Here is a 14,640-nt window from a genome sequence, read left to right as displayed (position 1 = left end):
CGCGGTTAACTCCGATCAGTTGGTGATGTATTTGGCGCTGACGTACGGGGCGTAGTCCGGCAGTACGGCTTCGACCTTGCCTTGTTCTTTCAGGAACGCGGCGGTGTCGGTGATGGCCTTGGTGGTCGGCGCGCCGAGGGTGATCACTTGATCAGCCGCCAGCGGGTAGACGTTGCCTTGCAGCAGCAATGGGATGTCAGTGGCCTTGGCGCCGGAGAGCTTCACCAGTTTGTCGACGTTGGATTGGTTGGCGAGCCAGGCTTTCGGGTCTTTGCGGTAGTCGGCGTAGGCGTCGAGGGTCACTTTGGCGAACGCGGTGACGATTTCCGGGTGCTTCTCGGCGAAGTCTTTACGCACGATCCAGGCATCGAAGGTCGGCGCGCCGAACTTGGCCAGTTCGCCGGAGGTGATCAGCACTTTGCCGTTTTCCTTGGCTACGCCGAGGGCTGGGTCCCAGACGTAAGTGGCGTCGATGTCACCACGTTTCCACGCGGCGACGATGGCCGGTGGCGCAAGGTTGAGGATGGTGACTTTCGACGGGTCGATGTTCCAGTGCTTCAGCGCGGCGAGCAGGCTGTAGTGCCCGGTGGAAACGAATGGCACGGCGATTTTCTTGCCGATCAGGTCTTGCGGGGTCTTGATCCCGGAGCCGTCGCGAGCGACCAGCGCTTCAGCGGCGCCGATCTGGGTGGCGATCAGGAAGGTTTCGACCGGGACTTTGCGGGTGATTGCGGCGGTCAGAGGGCTGGAACCGAGGTAGCCGATCTGCACGTCGCCGGACGCGATGGCGGCAATGATGTCGGCACCGTTGTCGAATTTGCGCCAGTCGATCTTGGCGTTGGTGGCTTTTTCGTAAGCGCCGTCAGCCTGGGCGACTTTGGCCGGGTCCACGGTGGTCTGGTAGGCGACGGTCACGTCAGCCGCTTGGGCAAAGAAACTCGCCGCAGCCAGGGACGCGGCCGCCAGGAGGCGAAGAGGGAAATTCAGTTTCATTGAGAAGCTCCTTGTCAGGCGACCGAGAGTCGGCGAGAAAGGAGACTAAATGATATAAGAATCAGAAAATAAATAACTTTTTCGAATTAGCTTATGAGCGGAAAATTCTAAGGAAGCGTAGTTGTGAATCGCTTTTGTGGCGAGGGAGCTCGCTCCCGCTGGAGGCCGAAGGACTCCCAATCCAGACAATCACATTCTTGAATGCCAAAACACGGTTGTCTGGTTTTGCGGCTGCTGCGCAGCCGAGCGGGAGCAAGCTCCCTCGCCACAATGATTTGCGTTTGCTGCGGAAGCGTTCAGAGGTTAGTTGCTGATGGCCAGAATACTCGCCTGATACGACCCGACAAACACATCGAAATCGCCAACCTCGTTCTGCTCCAGCTCCGCCTGTTCCGCCAGCGACGAGCGCGCCCGGGTTTCAAACTTCGCCTGATCATCGACGCTCAACGGCTCGCTACGGAAATACTCCGCATGCACACGGCTCTGACGCAGGGAGAACTGAGCAAAGCTTTCCTTATGCTCAGCCATCGCCGCCAGTACTTGGGCCGAAGGTGTGCGGGACGAATCCTTGACCTTCTCCAGTTGCACAGTCAACGCCTTGGCATGAGCATCGCCGCCATGGCTCTGATCGAGCAACGCTGCGAGTGGCGCAATCTTCTCCAGCAACTCGGTGGCCCATTCCTTCATGTCCACCGGTTGACCGTCGCGTTGCAATTGCAGGCCTGGGCGACGACCTTCCTTGACCACGCTGAGGAAGTTCGAGGTCGCGTTGCTGCAAGTGGTGTTGGCCAGCAGCGGGCTGTCGTTCAGCGCGCAATACAGCAGGAACGCATCGAGGAACCGCGACTCTTGCAAGTCGATGCCCATCGGCAGGAACGGGTTGATGTCCAGGCAACGCACTTCGACGTACTGAATACCACGTGCCACCAATGCCTGAATCGGCCGTTCGCCGGTGTAGGTCACGCGTTTCGGGCGGATGTTGGAGTAGTACTCGTTTTCGATCTGCAGGATGTTGGTGTTGAGCTGAACCCACTCACCGTCCTTGTGCGTGCCGACTTCAACGTACGGTGCATACGGCGTGGCCACCGCTTTGCGCAGGCTGTCGGTGTAGCTGGCCAAATCGTTGTAGCACGGCGTCAGGCCGGCCTGGGCGTTGCTCTGGTAACCGAGGTCGCTCATGCGCAGGCTGGTGGCGTACGGCAGGTACAACGTGTCCGGGTCCAGTTGCTCCAATTGGTGCGAGCGACCGCGCAGGAAGCCGGCGTCCAGCGCTGGGGAGGCACCGAACAGGTACATCAGCAGCCAGCTGTAGCGGCGGAAGTTACGGATCAGCGCGATGTAGGCCGACGACTGATAGTCACGGTCGGTGCCGACAAAGCCTTCAGCCTCTTTGAGCAGCGGCCAGAGCTTTTCCGGCAGGGAAAAGTTGTAGTGAATCCCGGCGATGCACTGCATGGTCTTGCCGTAGCGCAGGGCCAGGCCCTTGCGGTAGACGTACTTGAGCTGACCGATATTGGACGTGCCGTAATAGGCAATCGGGATGTCTTCCTCGGCCGGCAACGGGCACGGCATCGATGGACTCCACAGGTACTCGTTGCCGAGTTTGCTGTAGGCAAAACGGTGAATGCTGTCCAGGCTCGCCAGGGTGTCTGCCGGGTCGGGCAGGGCGGGCGTGATGAACTCCAGCAGCGATTCGGAATAATCGGTGGTGATTTGTTCGTTGGTCAGCGCGGAACCCAATTCTTCCGGGTGCGGCGTTTGCGCCAGGCGACCTTCATCGGTCACGCGCAGGCATTCACGTTCGATGCCGTGAAGGCACTGTTCGAGCAGAGAGAGGTTAGCGCGCTCGCCGAGCAGAGCCAGGCGGCGGTTGAGAAGTTCGCTCAAGTTGGATTCCTTCACGCGTCAGTCGCCCCAATATGGGGGTGGGCAAGACGGTCTACAAGGGTGAAGTTAAAACTGGCGTTTTCGCCTGGTTCTTGAGCCATACAGAGTTGATGCCTGCCAGTTAAGGATTGATCACCGCAACCCCCTGTGGGAGCGGGCTTGCTCGCGAAGAGGGTGTGTCAGTCAACATTAACGTCGCCTGACACACCGCTTTCGCGAGCAAGCCCGCTCCCACAGGTTGTGCGTCTTAACTGGCGGGCATCAGCCGCACAGACTCACAGTTAATTGCCAACTTCACTCCCTGAATCTGGCTATTGCGGACACAGAAAAGTTCGACGCCGCAGTCGTAGCGCCGAAATTAACTCAAATTGATGGCATTCATCTACAGGACAGCGAACGTGCCTTGTGCTTTTGCGACCAGTTTGTCGCCTTGCATCACGTCAGCTTCAACCACCAGCGTGCGCCGGCCCGGGTGAATTACCCGCGCCGTGCACATCACTTCACCGTCAGAAACGGCGCGAATGTAGTTAATTTTGCATTCGATGGTCGCGCTCTGCTGGTCAAAGCCGTGGGTGCTGGAACAGGCCAGCCCCATGGCAATGTCCACCAGACTGAACAACGCCCCGCCGTGCAGCTTGCCGCCGCGATTGCGCAGCTCTGGCTCAAGCGCCAGGGCGACTTGCGCCACCCCGGTTTCCAGGCTGTGCAAGCGACACCCCAGCAGCTTGAAAAAAGCGCTTTCGGTCAGCCCGGCAGGGATGTCCATCAGCGTTTCTTCAACTGCTTGGCGTTGGCGAACAGCGAAGCCATGGCGTTGTTGGCCGGGGCTGCCGCTGTGGTTTCCTTGCGCGGTGCAGTGTTCTGGGATTGGCGCGGCGCCGAACCCGGACGTGCGCCACGGGCACCGTCGATTTTCTCGCCCGGGGTGTCGCTCATGCGCATCGACAGGCCGACGCGTTTGCGCGGGATGTCGATTTCCATGACCTTCACTTTCACCACATCACCGGCCTTCACCGCTTCGCGCGGATCCTTGATGAACTTCTCCGAAAGCGCAGAGATGTGCACCAAACCGTCCTGATGCACGCCGATGTCGACGAACGCGCCAAAGTTGGTCACGTTGGTCACCACGCCTTCGAGGATCATCCCCAGTTGCAGGTCCTTGAGGTCTTCGACGCCTTCCTGGAACTCGGCGGTCTTGAACTCGGGACGCGGGTCGCGACCGGGTTTTTCCAGCTCTTGCAGGATGTCGGTGACAGTCGGCAGACCGAAGGTTTCGTCGGTGTACTTCTTCGGATCGAGGCGCTTGAGGAAACTTGCGTCGCCGATCAGCGAACGAATGTCGCGGTCGGTTTCAGCGGCGATGCGCTGCACCAGCGGATAGGCTTCCGGGTGAACGGCGGACGAATCCAGCGGGTTGTCGCCGTTCATCACGCGTAGGAAACCGGCAGCCTGTTCGAAAGTTTTTTCACCCAGACGCGCGACTTTCTTCAACGCGGCGCGGGTTTTGAACGCGCCGTGCTCGTCGCGGTGGCTGACGATGTTCTGCGCCAGGGTCGCGTTGAGGCCAGAGATGCGGGCCAGCAGCGCCACGGAAGCGGTGTTCACGTCCACGCCCACGGCGTTTACGCAGTCCTCGACCACAGCGTCCAGGCCGCGCGCCAGTTTCAGCTGCGACACGTCGTGCTGGTACTGGCCGACGCCGATGGATTTCGGATCGATCTTCACCAGCTCGGCCAGCGGGTCTTGCAGGCGACGAGCGATGGACACCGCGCCACGGATCGACACGTCGAGGTCCGGGAATTCCTTGGAAGCCAGTTCCGACGCCGAGTAAACCGATGCACCGGCCTCGGAGACCATGACTTTGGTCATCTTCATGGCTGGGTATTTTTTGATCAGCTCAGCGGCCAGTTTGTCGGTCTCGCGGCTGGCGGTGCCGTTGCCGATGGCGATCAGGTCCACGGCGTGCTTGGCGCACAGGGCGGCGAGGACCGCGAGGGTCTGGTCCCACTTGTTGTGCGGCACGTGCGGGTAAACCGTAGCGTGATCCAGCAGCTTGCCGGTGGAATCGACCACGGCGACCTTGCAACCGGTGCGCAGGCCCGGGTCGAGGCCCAGAGTGGCACGCGGGCCGGCCGGGGCCGACAGCAGCAAGTCGTGCAGGTTGTGCGCGAACACATTGATCGCTTCGGTTTCTGCGCCATCGCGCAGCTCGCCCAGCAGGTCGGTTTCGAGGTGGGTGTAAAGCTTGACCTTCCAGGTCCAGCGCACCACTTCGCCCAGCCATTTGTCGGCGGCGCGGTTCTGGTTCTGGATGCCGAATTGCTGACCGATCATGCCTTCGCACGGGTGCATGGCGCCCGGCAGCTCGTCGCCGACTTTTAGCGCGGAGCTGAGAATGCCTTCGTTGCGGCCACGGAAAATCGCCAACGCACGGTGCGACGGCATGCTTTTCAGTGGCTCATCGTGTTCGAAATAGTCGCGGAACTTGGCGCCTTCCTCTTCCTTGCCGGCGATCACGCGGGCACTGAGGGTGGCTTCCTGCTTGAGGTAGCTGCGCAGTTTGTCCAGCAGGCCGGCGTCTTCGGCGAAGCGTTCCATCAGGATGTATTTGGCGCCTTCGAGGGCGGCTTTCACATCGGCCACGCCTTTTCCGGCGTCGATGAAGCGTGCGGCTTCGGTGTCTGGCGTCAGGGACGGGTCGTTGAACAGGCCGTCGGCCAGGTCGCCGAGGCCGGCTTCCAGGGCAATCTGGCCCTTGGTGCGGCGCTTCTGCTTGTACGGCAGGTACAAGTCTTCGAGACGGGTCTTGGTGTCGGCGAGTTTGATGTCGCGTTCGAGTTGCGGGGTCAGCTTGCCTTGCTCTTGAATGCTGGCGAGGATGCTGATGCGCCGTTCGTCGAGTTCTCGCAGGTAGCGCAGACGCTCTTCCAGGTGCCGCAACTGGATGTCATCGAGGCTGCCGGTCACTTCTTTCCGGTAGCGGGCGATGAAGGGAACGGTAGAGCCTTCATCGAGTAGCGCGACGGCCGCTTCGACCTGTTGTGGGCGTACACCGAGTTCCTCGGCGATGCGGCTGTTGATGCTGTCCATAAAACCACCTGACAAATTGTGAAAGCAGGCTCGCAGGCGCAGGGTTAAAGGCTCGGCGAGACTGGTTGAGCGGCCTGGCCTGCGCCGCTACCTGGGTCAACAGGCATCCCGTTGACCCGTGAAATCGAACAATTACTGCGCACGCCTTAAAAATAAAAAGCGGCCTACTACAGTAACGATCAGACGTTGCCTGACACAAAACGCCGCGCATTATAACCAGCGTTCAGCCATTCGGGGGCATTGCACCCGGCAGGCATAAAGGTCTGAGTTCTGGCAGTGAAGGAAAAATCTGCTAACAATGCACACGGTGCGTATAACGGCAGCTACGCCATAATGCGCGCCGAGCTAAAAGGAGCATCTAATGAGCAGCACTGCAAACAATGCTGAAGGCGAAAAAATTCTTATTGTTGACGACGATCCTGGGCTGAGCAGCCTGCTGGAACGCTTTTTCGTCAGCAAGGGCTACCGTGCCCGTGCCGTACCGAACACCGAACAGATGGACCGCTTGCTGGCCCGTGAAGTGTTCAATCTGGTCGTACTCGACCTGATGCTGCCCGGCGAAGACGGTCTGACCGCCTGCCGCCGTCTGCGCGGCGCGAACAATCAGATCCCGATCATCATGCTGACCGCCAAGGGCGATGAGCTGAGCCGCATCAAGGGCCTGGAACTGGGCGCCGACGATTACCTGGCCAAGCCGTTCAACCCGGACGAGCTGATGGCCCGGGTCAAAGCGGTCCTGCGTCGTCAGGCTGCGCCTGTACCTGGCGCACCGGGCAGCGAAGACGAAAGCGTGACCTTCGGTGACTACGAGTTGTCCCTGGCCACCCGCGAACTCAAGCGCGGCGATGAAGTGCACATGCTCACCACCGGTGAGTTTGCGGTACTCAAGGCTTTGGTCATGAACGCCCGTCAGCCACTGACCCGCGACAAGTTGATGAACCTGGCCCGTGGCCGGGAATGGGATGCCCTGGAGCGTTCCATCGACGTGCAGATCTCCCGTCTGCGCCGGATGATCGAACCCGATCCATCCAAGCCACGCTACATCCAGACTGTCTGGGGCGTGGGCTACGTGTTCGTTCCGGACGGCGCCGCCACCAAGTGATCGGCGATTTGTAGGAGCGGGTGTGCGGGCAAGAGGTCAATCGACCTTGCCCGCAGACTCGCGATCCGCAATGTGCGAGCATCGCTCGCTCCTGCAAGTGTGTAGCGGTTATTCATGAAAACCCCCGTTTGGTTCCCCCAGAGTTTCTTCTCCCGCACCCTGTGGCTGGTGCTGATTGTCGTCCTGTTCTCCAAAGCGCTGACCCTGGTTTATCTGTTGATGAACGAAGACGTGCTGGTGGACCGCCAATACAGCCACGGCGTCGCCCTGACGCTGCGCGCCTATTGGGCCGCCGATGAAGAAAACCGCGCGAAGATTGCCGATGCCGCGACCCTGATCCGGGTGGTGGGCGCAGGCGTGCCGGAAGGCGAACAACACTGGCCATACAGCGAAATCTATCAGCGGCAGATGCAGGCAGAGCTGGGGGCTGACACTGAAGTTCGATTACGCATGCATTCCCCGCCGGCGCTGTGGGTCCGGGCGCCAAGCCTGGGCGATGGCTGGTTGAAAGTGCCGCTGTACCCGCATCCGCTGCGCGGCCAGAAAATCTGGAACGTGCTTGGCTGGTTTCTCGCCATCGGCTTGCTCTCCACCGCCTCGGCGTGGATCTTCGTCAGCCAGCTCAATCAACCTTTGAAGCGCCTGGTCTATGCCGCAAGGCAACTCGGCCAGGGCCGCAGCGTGCGCCTGCCGATCAGCGACACGCCGAGCGAGATGGCCGAGGTTTACCGCGCCTTCAACCAGATGGCCGAAGACGTCGAACAGGCTGGTCGCGAGCGAGAGTTGATGCTGGCCGGGGTGTCCCATGATCTGCGAACACCGTTGACCCGTTTGCGCTTGTCCCTGGAGCTGATGGGCGACCACAGCGACCTGAGCGACGACATGGTGCGCGACATCGAGGATATGGATGCAATTCTCGACCAGTTCCTGGCGTTCATTCGCGATGGTCGTGACGAGTCGGTAGAAGAGGTGGACCTGAGCGACCTGGTGCGCGAAGTCGCCGCACCGTACAACCAGAGCGAAGAGAAAGTGCGCTTGCGCCTGGAACCGATCCAGCCGTTCCCGCTACGTCGGGTGTCGATGAAACGCTTGCTGAACAACCTGATTGGCAACGCCTTGCACCATGCCGGCAACGGTGTTGAGGTCGCGGCTTATGTGTCCGGGGACACCAGCGCGCCGTATGTGGTGCTGAGTGTGATGGACCGTGGGGCGGGGATTGATCCGTCGGAGCTGGAGGCGATCTTCAACCCGTTTACCCGTGGCGATCGGGCTCGGGGCGGGAAGGGTACCGGGTTGGGCTTGGCGATCGTGAAGCGGATTGCTTCGATGCATGGCGGCAATGTTGAGCTGCGTAACCGTTCGGGTGGCGGGCTTGAAGCGCGGGTTCGGTTGCCGCTTGGGCTGATGTTGCCTAGAGACGCTGTCTAACCGTCGCACACAGCCCCTGTGGCGAGGGAGCTTGCTCCCGCTGGAGTCCGAAGGACTCCCGATCCCGGCAACCGCGTTCTTTCAGCTAGAACACGGTTGCATGGTTTTACGACTGCTGCGCAGCCGAGCGGGAGCAAGCTCCCTCGCCACAGGGGACCGAGCCGGTCTTAGCCTTTGCCTTTGGTGCGCGTCATATTTGGCCCACCATTCTTCTCAAGGTGCTCAATGATGATCCCTGCCACGTTCTTGCCGGTGGTGGTCTCAATCCCTTCCAGACCCGGCGACGAATTCACTTCCATCACCAGCGGCCCGTGATTGGAACGCAGGATATCCACCCCCGCCACGGCCAGCCCCATCACCTTGGCTGCACGCAATGCGGTCATGCGTTCTTCCGGGGTGATTTTGATCAGGCTCGCGCTGCCACCGCGATGCAGGTTGGAGCGAAATTCCCCAGGCTTGGCCTGACGCTTCATCGCCGCGATCACTTTGTCGCCGACCACGAAGCAGCGAATGTCCGCACCGCCGGCTTCCTTGATGTATTCCTGAACCATGATGTTCTGCTTCAGGCCCATGAACGCTTCGATTACCGACTCCGCCGCCGTCGCTGTTTCACACAGCACCACGCCAATGCCCTGGGTGCCTTCCAGCACTTTGATCACCAGCGGTGCGCCATTGACCATGTCGATCAAATCGGGAATGTCGTCCGGCGAGTGCGCAAACCCGGTGACCGGCAAACCGATGCCCCGGCGTGACAGCAGTTGCAGCGAACGCAGCTTGTCTCGCGAACGTGCGATGGCCACCGACTCGTTGAGCGGGAACACCCCCATCATTTCAAACTGGCGCAACACCGCGCAGCCATAAAACGTCACCGACGCACCGATCCGCGGGATCACCGCATCGAAACCTTCCAGCGGCTTGCCGCGGTAGTGGATCTGCGGCTTGTGGCTGGCAATGTTCATGTAGGCGCGCAAAGTGTCGATCACCACCATTTCATGGCCACGCTCGATACCGGCTTCGACCAGACGACGGGTGGAATACAGACGCGGATTCCGCGACAGCACAGCGATCTTCATGCAACACCTGTGGAGGAGGTAGATACCGGGAACACCGGCTTGTCTTGAACGTATTTAATCCCCGGATTGACCACCAACTGGCCGTCGATCAGGGCTTTGGAACCGAGTAGCAGCCGATAACGCATGGACTTGCGGCAGGCGAGGGTGAACTCGACCCGCCACACCCGATCACCGAGGGCCAGGGTGGTGCTGACCACGTAACGCATCTGCGCATGGCCGTTGGAGCTTTTAATGGTTTTCATCGTCACCAGCGGCGCCTCGCAGCGTCGGTGGCGCAATTGCACCACCGTGCCCAGGTGCGCGGTGAAGCGCACCCACTCTTGCCCGTCCCGCTCGAAGGGTTCGATGTCGGTGGCGTGCAGGCTGGAGGTGCTGGCGCCGGTGTCGATTTTTGCCCGAAGGCCCGCGACTCCCAAATCCGGGAGCGCCACCCACTCGCGCAGACCGACAACGGTCAAATGGTCAAATGTCTTCAATAGGAAAAAACCAGCGATTAGCGCGTCCAGGCTTCAGGCTTTACCTGAGCCAACGCTTTGAATGCAGGTTTGGCGAACCAGTAACCCTGCATCAGAAAAATTCCACAGTCCGCCAGGAAATCCCGTTCACCGGCGCTCTCAATGCCTTCGGCAATGACTGTAACGTTCAACTCCGCACAGATTGTGACAATCCCCCGGACGATAGCCTGACGAACACGGTCGCGGTCGACATCGCGGATCAGCGCCATGTCGAGTTTGATCAGGTCCGGTTGGAAATCAGCCAGCAGATTGAGCCCCGAATAACCGGCACCGAAATCGTCGATGGCGGTCATGAAGCCGAATTCGCGGTATTCACGCAGAATATTGGTCAAATGGCGATAGTTATCTACGTGCTCGCTTTCCAGGGTTTCGAAAATCAGCCGGTCGATGGGGAAATTGTGTTTTTTTGCCGCCTCCAGGGTGCTGCGAATGCATAGCTCTGGACGATAGACGGCGTTGGGCATGAAGTTGATCGACAAGTGTGTCTGCATATTTAGATTCGCCGCACCTTCAATGGCGCGCATCCGGCAGAGCTGGTCGAAGCGGTAGCGATTGTCCTCGGTCACCTGGTCGAGCACCGACAGCGCGCCTTCACCGGCCACGCCACGCACCAGCGCTTCGTGGGCGAAAATCGTCTGGTCGCGCAGGTCGACGATCGGTTGGTAGGCAAAGGAAAAATCGAAGCCCAGCGGCTCGCTTTGCTGGCAGCCCTGGCAACCGCCCTGGGGCGAGGTCAATGAAGACGGAAATTTAGTCACTCGATCACTCCATGCCGGTGGACCGGCCAAGCACACAGTCTATCTGGAGGGCCGAGTTCTTGCGCCCGACAGAAACGGTAGTACAGTTCCGACTATTGGCTGAAAGAGGAATTCATATGGCACAAAAACAGGAAGAGGACGACAAGGTCCGTCTCGATAAATGGTTGTGGGCCGCGCGTTTTTACAAAACACGTGCCTTGGCCAAGTCGGCCATCGAGAGCGGCAAGGTGCATTGTCGGGGTGAGCGCTGTAAGCCGGGCAAGGAACCGCGAGTCGGTGACGAGTTTCAGATCCGCATAGGGTTTGAGGAAAAGACGATAGTGGTCCAGGCGCTGTCGATCGTGCGCCGTGGCGCGCCGGAGGCTCAGGCGTTGTATGCGGAGACCGAGGCGAGCGTCGCCAAGCGTGAAGCGGCGGCTGCGATGCGCAAGGCCGGCTCGCTGGGCGTGAGCACCGATGGCAAACCGAGCAAAAAGCAGCGTCGGGATTTGTTCAAGTTTCGTGGAAGCAGTAACGACGAGTGAGCCTGATGTTCCTGCATTGGCCGTGAAGCCGCTTTCGCGAGCAAGCCCGCTCCCACATTAGACCGAGATCACCTATGGGAGCGTGGCTTGCCCGCGAACGAGTGCGCAGCACTCGCCGGCCGTCCCCGGATATCAGGCGCTGCGCACCACACTCATCCGCGAAACCCCCGGCAGTTTCCCCTGCCGTCCAAACAGTGGCGCCATCACTGTCAGGAAAAACTCTGAAGCGTGATACGCAAATGGCGAGTAGTAACCCCAGCCCAGCGCCCACACCGCCAGCAAAATCTCCCCGACCACCGCGTCAAATGGACGCAGACTTGTAATTGCCTACACATGGAGCCATATCGGGTGACTGGCCAACGGGGCATTGAGTCGGCGAAATAGCCACTCGTCGAAAAGCACACACAGCATCTGACCCGTAGGCCATAACCAGAATGCCAACAGCGCCAAAGGCACAAAATTGCACAAAACCAGCCGGGGCAGGTTCCACCTTGCTTGGAACAAACCCGGATTGTTCATAAAATGCCTCCAATGGCTGAACGTCGCGCACCAAAATGGTGCCGCAAAGGCGCAACTCTACGTTCTGTAACCTTCTTGTCATCAATTCAGATACCCAGACCTATGACCGATCTATCGGATACCGACTTCACCCAACGCTTCATCTTTGATGACAGCGACACCCGTGGCGAGCTGGTTGCGTTGGAACGTAGCTACGCTGAAGTGCTCGCCAAACACCCCTATCCGGAGCCGGTCGCGCAACTGCTGGGCGAACTGATGGCGGCTGCGTCGTTGCTGGTCGGCACCTTGAAGTTCGATGGCTTGCTGATCCTGCAGGCCCGTTCCGATGGCCCGATTCCGCTGCTGATGATCGAGTGCTCCAGCGAGCGCGAAATCCGTGGCCTGGCCCGTTACGAAGCCGACCAGATCGCCCCTGACGCGACCCTCGCCGACCTCATGCCCAACGGCGTGCTGGCGCTGACCGTCGACCCGACCCAGGGCCAGCGTTACCAGGGCATCGTCGACCTCGACGGCGAAACCCTGTCCGAGTGCTTCACCAACTATTTCGTCATGTCGCAGCAGGTTGGCACCCGCTTCTGGCTTTACGCCGATGGCCGTCGCGCCCGTGGCCTGCTGCTGCAGCAATTGCCCGCCGACCGCCTGAAAGACGAAGAAGAACGCGCCGCCAGTTGGCAGCACATCACCGCGTTGGGTAGCACCCTGACCGCCGATGAATTGCTGAGCCTGGACAACGAAACCGTGCTCCATCGCCTCTACCACGAAGAGCAAGTGCGCCTGTTCGATGTGCAGAAACTGCGCTTCCGTTGCAGTTGCTCGCGCGAACGTTCGGCCAATGCGTTGGTCAGCCTGGGCCTGGAAGACGCCCAGTCGCTGGTCATCGAACATGGCGGGAATATCGAGATCGATTGCCAGTTTTGCAACCAGCGCTACCTGTTTGATGCCGCGGATATCACCCAATTGTTCGCTGGTGCGGGCGTGGATACGCCGTCAGATACCCGGCACTAAAACGGTTCAGCGCAGGTAAATTCACTGCTTAGCGCCGGATTAACGCCGTTACGACGGGAGGGCCCTACTATTTTTGGGCGTTTCTGGCATAATCCGGCCCACTTTTTGTCGCGGTAGTAGTGCACGACTTTCTACTACAAAACGTTTGGAGCACACTCGGCCACTGGCCGACGGGGAATCTCATGACGCAAGCCAATAACGCCGTGTACACCGATCTGAGTGTTGATGATCTGGTAAAAGAAGCCTTGAATCGCGGTGAAGGCGAGCTTGCCGATACCGGCGCGCTGGTTGTTCGCACCGGTCACCGCACCGGCCGTTCGCCAGTCGATCGGTTCATCGTAGAAGAGCCTTCCACTCAGGCAGCCATTGCCTGGGGCCCGATCAACCGCAAGTTCCCGGCCGACAAGTTCGATGCGCTGTGGGCTCGCGTCGAGGCGTTCAACAACGCGCAAGAGCATTTCGTTTCCCACGTGCATGTAGGTGCGTCCGAAGACCACTACCTGGCCGTGAAGATGACCACCCAGACTGCCTGGCAGAATCTGTTCGGTCGTTGCCTGTTCATCAACCCGGCGCAGTACAACCCGGCCGGTCGTGACGAGTGGCAAGTGCTCAACGTGGCCAACTTCGAGTGCGTGCCTGAGCGTGACGGCACCAACTCCGACGGTTGCGTGATCCTCAACTTCGCACAGAAAAAAGTGCTGATCGCCGGCATGCGTTACGCCGGTGAAATGAAGAAAGCCATGTTCTCCGTGCAGAACTTCCTGCTGCCGGCCGCTGACGTGCTGCCGATGCACTGCGCTGCCAACATCGGCGAAGCAGGCGACGTGACCCTGTTCTTCGGTCTGTCGGGCACCGGTAAAACCACCCTGTCCGCCGACGAAAGCCGTTACCTGATCGGTGACGACGAACACGGCTGGGGCGAAGGCGTTGTCTTCAACATCGAAGGCGGCTGCTACGCCAAGTGCATCGACCTGTCCGAGAAAAACGAGCCGGTCATCTGGAAAGCCATCAAGCATGGCGCTGTGCTGGAAAACGTCGTCATCGACGACGCCAAGCACGCCGACTACGCCGATGTCAGCCTGACCCAGAACAGCCGCGCCGCCTACCCGTTGGAGCACGTTGCCAAGCGTTCCGAGAAAAACCTCGGTGGCGAGCCAAACGCTGTGATCTTCCTGACCTGCGACCTGACCGGCGTCCTGCCGCCAGTGTCCATCCTCAGCGAAGAACAAGCGGCCTACCACTTCCTGTCCGGCTACACCGCACTGGTGGGCTCGACCGAAATGGGTTCCGGCAGCGGCATCAAATCAACCTTCTCCACCTGCTTCGGCGCACCGTTCTTCCCGCGTCCGGCTGGCGAATACGCAGAACTGCTGATCAAGCGCATCCGCGGCTTCGGCTCCAAGGTCTACCTGGTTAACACCGGTTGGACTGGCGGCGGCTACGGCGTCGGCAAGCGCTTCAACATCCCGACCACTCGTGGCGTGATTGCAGCGATCCAGAGCGGCGCGTTGATCGGTGCTGAGACTGAGCACCTGGACACCATCAATCTGGACGTGCCGTTGGCTGTTCCTGGTGTTGAGACTGGTTTGTTGAACCCGCGTAATACCTGGGCTGACAAGGCTGCTTATGATGAAGCAGCTAAAGCGTTGGCTGGGTTGTTTGTTGAGAACTTCAAGAAGTTTGAAGTGAGTGATGCGATTAAGGCTGCTGGTCCTAAGCTGTAAGGCTTGGATTTAGCGAAATGAA

At 59.9% G+C, this 14,640-nt stretch carries 12 protein-coding genes and 1 pseudogene; 5 read left to right on the top strand and 8 right to left on the bottom strand.

Translation table 11 applies throughout. The features are described from left to right. Window positions 1-15 precede the first annotated feature (15 nt). From tauA to AC1MEW_RS01900, 4 genes are all read right to left on the bottom strand, one after another. Window positions 16-993 (bottom strand): taurine ABC transporter substrate-binding protein, encoded by a 978-nt coding sequence (tauA, locus tag AC1MEW_RS01915; protein ID WP_201199701.1) that lies wholly within the window; start codon window positions 991-993, stop codon window positions 16-18. Between the two features lie 303 nt (window positions 994-1,296). After that, the gene (gshA, locus tag AC1MEW_RS01910) at window positions 1,297-2,880 is read right to left on the bottom strand and encodes a glutamate--cysteine ligase (RefSeq protein ID WP_480425269.1); all 1,584 of its coding nucleotides are present in this window, start codon (window positions 2,878-2,880) and stop codon (window positions 1,297-1,299) included. A gap of 382 nt (window positions 2,881-3,262) precedes the next feature. Further along, a complete protein-coding gene (locus AC1MEW_RS01905; protein ID WP_007972875.1) occupies window positions 3,263-3,646 on the bottom strand; it encodes a PaaI family thioesterase in 384 nt (127 codons plus the stop codon). Next, window positions 3,646-5,970, bottom strand: a complete 2,325-nt coding sequence (locus AC1MEW_RS01900) for a Tex family protein (RefSeq protein WP_201256650.1) — start codon at window positions 5,968-5,970, stop codon at window positions 3,646-3,648. Before AC1MEW_RS01900 ends, AC1MEW_RS01905 begins: the two co-directional genes overlap by 1 nt. Window positions 5,971-6,331: 361 nt before the next feature. Here AC1MEW_RS01900 and ompR point away from each other — a divergent pair, with 361 nt between their 5' ends. Together ompR and AC1MEW_RS01890 are read left to right on the top strand one after the other, a co-directional pair. Continuing rightward, window positions 6,332-7,072, top strand: a complete 741-nt coding sequence (gene ompR, locus AC1MEW_RS01895; RefSeq protein WP_054047784.1) for an osmolarity response regulator transcription factor OmpR — start codon at window positions 6,332-6,334, stop codon at window positions 7,070-7,072. 114 nt (window positions 7,073-7,186) lie between these two features. Then, window positions 7,187-8,500, top strand: coding sequence for an ATP-binding protein (locus AC1MEW_RS01890; protein WP_322270208.1), 1,314 nt, complete (start codon window positions 7,187-7,189; stop codon window positions 8,498-8,500). Between the two features lie 167 nt (window positions 8,501-8,667). Here AC1MEW_RS01890 and rimK read toward each other — a convergent pair whose 3' ends face one another. From rimK to rimA, 3 genes are read right to left on the bottom strand one after another with little or no spacing between them, the layout of a single operon-like run. Continuing rightward, window positions 8,668-9,573 carry a 30S ribosomal protein S6--L-glutamate ligase gene (gene rimK, locus AC1MEW_RS01885; protein WP_054047778.1) on the bottom strand — a complete coding sequence of 302 codons (906 nt, stop codon included), beginning with the start codon at window positions 9,571-9,573 and terminating at the stop codon, window positions 8,668-8,670. Beyond that, a complete protein-coding gene (gene rimB, locus AC1MEW_RS01880) occupies window positions 9,570-10,049 on the bottom strand; it encodes a retropepsin-like aspartic endopeptidase RimB (RefSeq protein ID WP_446739715.1) in 480 nt (159 codons plus the stop codon). Before rimB ends, rimK begins: the two co-directional genes overlap by 4 nt. A gap of 17 nt (window positions 10,050-10,066) precedes the next feature. After that, window positions 10,067-10,846 (bottom strand): S6 modification regulatory phosphodiesterase RimA, encoded by a 780-nt coding sequence (gene rimA, locus AC1MEW_RS01875; protein ID WP_201256649.1) that lies wholly within the window; start codon window positions 10,844-10,846, stop codon window positions 10,067-10,069. 116 nt (window positions 10,847-10,962) lie between these two features. Here rimA and AC1MEW_RS01870 point away from each other — a divergent pair, with 116 nt between their 5' ends. Continuing rightward, window positions 10,963-11,370 (top strand): RNA-binding S4 domain-containing protein, encoded by a 408-nt coding sequence (locus AC1MEW_RS01870; protein WP_201199709.1) that lies wholly within the window; start codon window positions 10,963-10,965, stop codon window positions 11,368-11,370. A gap of 330 nt (window positions 11,371-11,700) precedes the next feature. On the opposite strand, the pseudogene AC1MEW_RS01865 reads toward AC1MEW_RS01870, so the two are convergent. After that, window positions 11,701-11,889 (bottom strand): annotated as a pseudogene (locus tag AC1MEW_RS01865) (phosphatase PAP2 family protein); the annotation flags it as partial. Between the two features lie 102 nt (window positions 11,890-11,991). Between AC1MEW_RS01865 and hslO the strand changes: the two are divergent. Further along, complete coding sequence (gene hslO / locus AC1MEW_RS01860) at window positions 11,992-12,894, top strand: Hsp33 family molecular chaperone HslO (RefSeq protein ID WP_201199711.1); 903 nt, start codon at window positions 11,992-11,994, stop codon at window positions 12,892-12,894. Between the two features lie 182 nt (window positions 12,895-13,076). Further along, complete coding sequence (locus tag AC1MEW_RS01855) at window positions 13,077-14,618, top strand: phosphoenolpyruvate carboxykinase (RefSeq protein ID WP_201199713.1); 1,542 nt, start codon at window positions 13,077-13,079, stop codon at window positions 14,616-14,618. The last annotated feature ends 22 nt before the right edge of the window (window positions 14,619-14,640 follow it).

It is taken from the genome of Pseudomonas sp. ASL4 (assembly GCF_056680395.1).
Note: the sequence above shows the minus strand (reverse complement) of the source record. Positions and strands in the feature narration are given on the sequence as shown.

What these genes read in the sequence shown, in the direction of transcription:
- tauA (WP_201199701.1), bottom strand. Translation starts at nt 993, where the DNA reads ATGAAACTGAATTTCCCTCTTCGCCTCCTGGCGGCCGCGTCCCTGGCT.
- AC1MEW_RS01905 (WP_007972875.1), bottom strand. Translation starts at nt 3,646, where the DNA reads ATGGACATCCCTGCCGGGCTGACCGAAAGCGCTTTTTTCAAGCTGCTG.
- AC1MEW_RS01900 (WP_201256650.1), bottom strand. Translation starts at nt 5,970, where the DNA reads ATGGACAGCATCAACAGCCGCATCGCCGAGGAACTCGGTGTACGCCCA.
- ompR (WP_054047784.1), top strand. Translation starts at nt 6,332, where the DNA reads ATGAGCAGCACTGCAAACAATGCTGAAGGCGAAAAAATTCTTATTGTT.
- AC1MEW_RS01890 (WP_322270208.1), top strand. Translation starts at nt 7,187, where the DNA reads ATGAAAACCCCCGTTTGGTTCCCCCAGAGTTTCTTCTCCCGCACCCTG.
- rimK (WP_054047778.1), bottom strand. Translation starts at nt 9,573, where the DNA reads ATGAAGATCGCTGTGCTGTCGCGGAATCCGCGTCTGTATTCCACCCGT.
- AC1MEW_RS01870 (WP_201199709.1), top strand. Translation starts at nt 10,963, where the DNA reads ATGGCACAAAAACAGGAAGAGGACGACAAGGTCCGTCTCGATAAATGG.
- hslO (WP_201199711.1), top strand. Translation starts at nt 11,992, where the DNA reads ATGACCGATCTATCGGATACCGACTTCACCCAACGCTTCATCTTTGAT.
- AC1MEW_RS01855 (WP_201199713.1), top strand. Translation starts at nt 13,077, where the DNA reads ATGACGCAAGCCAATAACGCCGTGTACACCGATCTGAGTGTTGATGAT.